At 38.2% G+C, this 2,656-nt stretch carries 3 protein-coding genes and 1 pseudogene; 1 reads left to right on the forward strand and 3 read right to left on the reverse strand.

The genetic code is table 11. The features are described 5' to 3' along the window. Positions 1–176 (reverse strand): annotated as a pseudogene (locus HMPREF0645_RS13175) (IS1380 family transposase); the annotation flags it as partial. Between the two features lie 257 nt (positions 177–433). Here HMPREF0645_RS13175 and HMPREF0645_RS02505 point away from each other — a divergent pair. Continuing rightward, complete coding sequence (locus HMPREF0645_RS02505; protein ID WP_245543987.1) at positions 434–898, forward strand: hypothetical protein; 465 nt, start codon at positions 434–436, stop codon at positions 896–898. A gap of 46 nt (positions 899–944) precedes the next feature. Here the strand turns inward: HMPREF0645_RS02505 and HMPREF0645_RS02510 are convergent, their stop codons facing one another. Then, a complete protein-coding gene (locus tag HMPREF0645_RS02510; protein WP_007173263.1) occupies positions 945–2,273 on the reverse strand; it encodes an IS1380 family transposase in 1,329 nt (442 codons plus the stop codon). 108 nt (positions 2,274–2,381) lie between these two features. Next, positions 2,382–2,656: hypothetical protein (locus HMPREF0645_RS13940; RefSeq protein WP_007173264.1), on the reverse strand; the 275-nt coding region annotated here is incomplete at its 5' end.

The following is a 2,656-nucleotide window of genomic DNA, read 5'->3' on the forward strand; positions in this document are numbered from 1 at the left end:
TGCAATAAAGTATTGAGAGTGTCAGCCGTATTGAAATCGTAGGTCTTGCCCATATCTGATGTGTATGAAATGTTTTCTTGCGTCAACTCCTTTATCGCTCTGAGGATAGTATCAGAGCTACAAGTGCGAAGTGTCGGATGAAGCGAGAGGTGGTTCATCAAATGAGTAGTTGCCATTTTTGAACAGGTATGTGTTTTTCCCTGGATTCTTTCAAATTATTAAATACAATATGTATCTTTGTTGTCGCGAAAAATGTATTCTTTCGCGACAAAAATATCTTGTAGTTATGAACGAAAGTATTGAAGATAAGATACTTGCTAAGTCAAAGAAAAGTAAATGAAATCCTACGAGTTACCTGAAGTTGTAGTCACCGGCCATAGACCTCAGAATGTAGAAGAAAAAGAGAAGAAAAGAGGAAGGACAAAACATGAAAATGAAAAATAAAAATTTACTAATTCTAATGACTCTGTTAATTTTTGGCGGTGTTACAGGTTGTAATAGTAACAACTCTAACTCTCACCTCATATCAATACAAAAGAAAAATATTAAAGATGCTATTCAGAAAAAGGAAACAATTAAAAAAAACAAAATAGAGTTTGGTGATAGTCTTTTTGTGAAAAGAATTATTGATGGAAACTTTTTTCAAGAGAAATTTTCTACAGAACAGGACTATGCTTTAGTTGTAAAACACTGTTTTTTACATACCGATGAACAGTACGATGAAACTTTTGCTGATGGGTTGAGCCAAATGCTAATCAAATATCCTCACAAAATTAAAGGAATACAAAAAGCAATAAGCTTACTTCCTGCAGAACAACAAAATAAGGCTAACTACAATATGATGGTCTATATTGTATCTTCATGGATAATGGAAAACTATACTGATACCATGGACTAAAAAATGTTCTACCAAACATATCCGTTTTTTAAACCCAAATCGGTCATTAGGATTTCTCTGTGTCGTACGGCAAAGAGAAATCCTTTAATTTTTTCCATATGGACAAGAATGATTGTCGTGTTTTTAGTGATCTGGCCAAATATAGGATATGCTTGTCTTTTGTTCTCCCCAAGTAGGCTGGCGTTGATAGCAATTCGTACCGAATTGTCTTCAGAAATTTCTTCTTGTTGGAATTAATCAGCGCATGTCTAAACAACGACATAAAGTTATATGCCATTACAATGAAACTCCCGCATGCCTCTGTTGCCCAGAAGTTATGTGTGACAAAATCATCAATGGAGAAATCATTCTTCAGTTCCTTTATTCTGTTCTCAGAATCCGCCCTTCCGCGATATGAGTCATATACGATCTTGGCTGGCAGGTCAAGGTCTGTTACGAAGCAGCTGTATCGGTATTTCCCGAAATCTTCCTCATCCTCGAAAAGATCCATCTGCTTGATTTGCTTTCCCGCAGCTTTTGGGCGCTTCTCAATTTCTTGCCTGACCATCACAATGCGTCTGGGTTTCTCCCAACTGTTTGCCTGATAGATGGTTTCGGATATTTCCAATCCGTCTGTCAGCTCTATCCATTTGCGTTCATGGGTAAGACTGTACTTAATACGGTTATTGAAACGGCAGGCTATGATATAGTGTAACCCTTTGTTTTCCAGATAGTCAAGTATTTCCTTTGCAAAGAAGCCACTATCCATGCGGACCAGTCCGACACGTTTGCCCTCAAGTATTGAGAGTGTGTCCTCAAGAAATGACAGATAGTTGGTACTTGCAGATGTGTTGCCAGGACGTAACCAGTAATTTGCTATCATCCTCACATCGGAAACGAATGCAAGAAGAGGATGGTGCGACAGTCGTCCAGGACGTTTGGGGTTGTACCCTTTGGCTGCTCCCTCCTGGTTTCCCTCACGGACCATCACAGTCGAATCGAAGTCCAAGGTGTAATTGTCGAACTTCAACTCTGAGAAAAACCAACGGAACAAATTTCCGAAAACACGCTGGTTGACAGCTTGGGAGAATTTGTTGAGATAGCGCTGGTATGCACGATGGTCTGCTCCACGTTTCCACCCAAGTAGATCACATAGTGCAGTGTCATAACGTACCACGTCAAGATGGCCAAAGCAGCTTGCTCCACACCACACACCTGCAAACAGTCCCAATATTAATTGGATCGGGTTGTAGCCACGATTGGATCCTTGAAGCGGAACACCACTTTGCATAACATGTTCTTCAAAATGGCATTTCTCAAGCATTTTGAAGAACAGGGAAAGACCACCAAAAGGTGTTATTTCCTTATTTACGAACTTTATGTCACAGTCGCGCATAGGAGTATATACTTTTTTTCGTGGTAAAGTTAGTAAATATTTATGGATCAAGTATATACAATGCTGTTTTTCTAATGGCGGTCATTAGAAAATGACAAGAAGCTTTTTCTAATGACCGATTTGGGTTAAACGAAGCTCTAAAATTGATAATATCTTGAAAGAACAGTTTGAAAATAGTATGGAGTAAATAGTCTTATCGTAGAAAAATAGATATAGTATCACGACATAGATAATGCTCCAAATCGAGAATTTTCTCTTCCCGTTGACTTGATTTCCTGCATATTGCTTGCTGTTTTCAAGTATTTTTTGGAACTTTGCCATGAGGTTGTGCATAGCAATGATTTTATAACCTAATAGATTTTGTACCACTAAGTTACTAAAAA

The organism is Hallella bergensis DSM 17361, assembly GCF_000160535.1.
Taxonomy (GTDB): Bacteria; Bacteroidota; Bacteroidia; order Bacteroidales; family Bacteroidaceae; genus Prevotella; species Prevotella bergensis.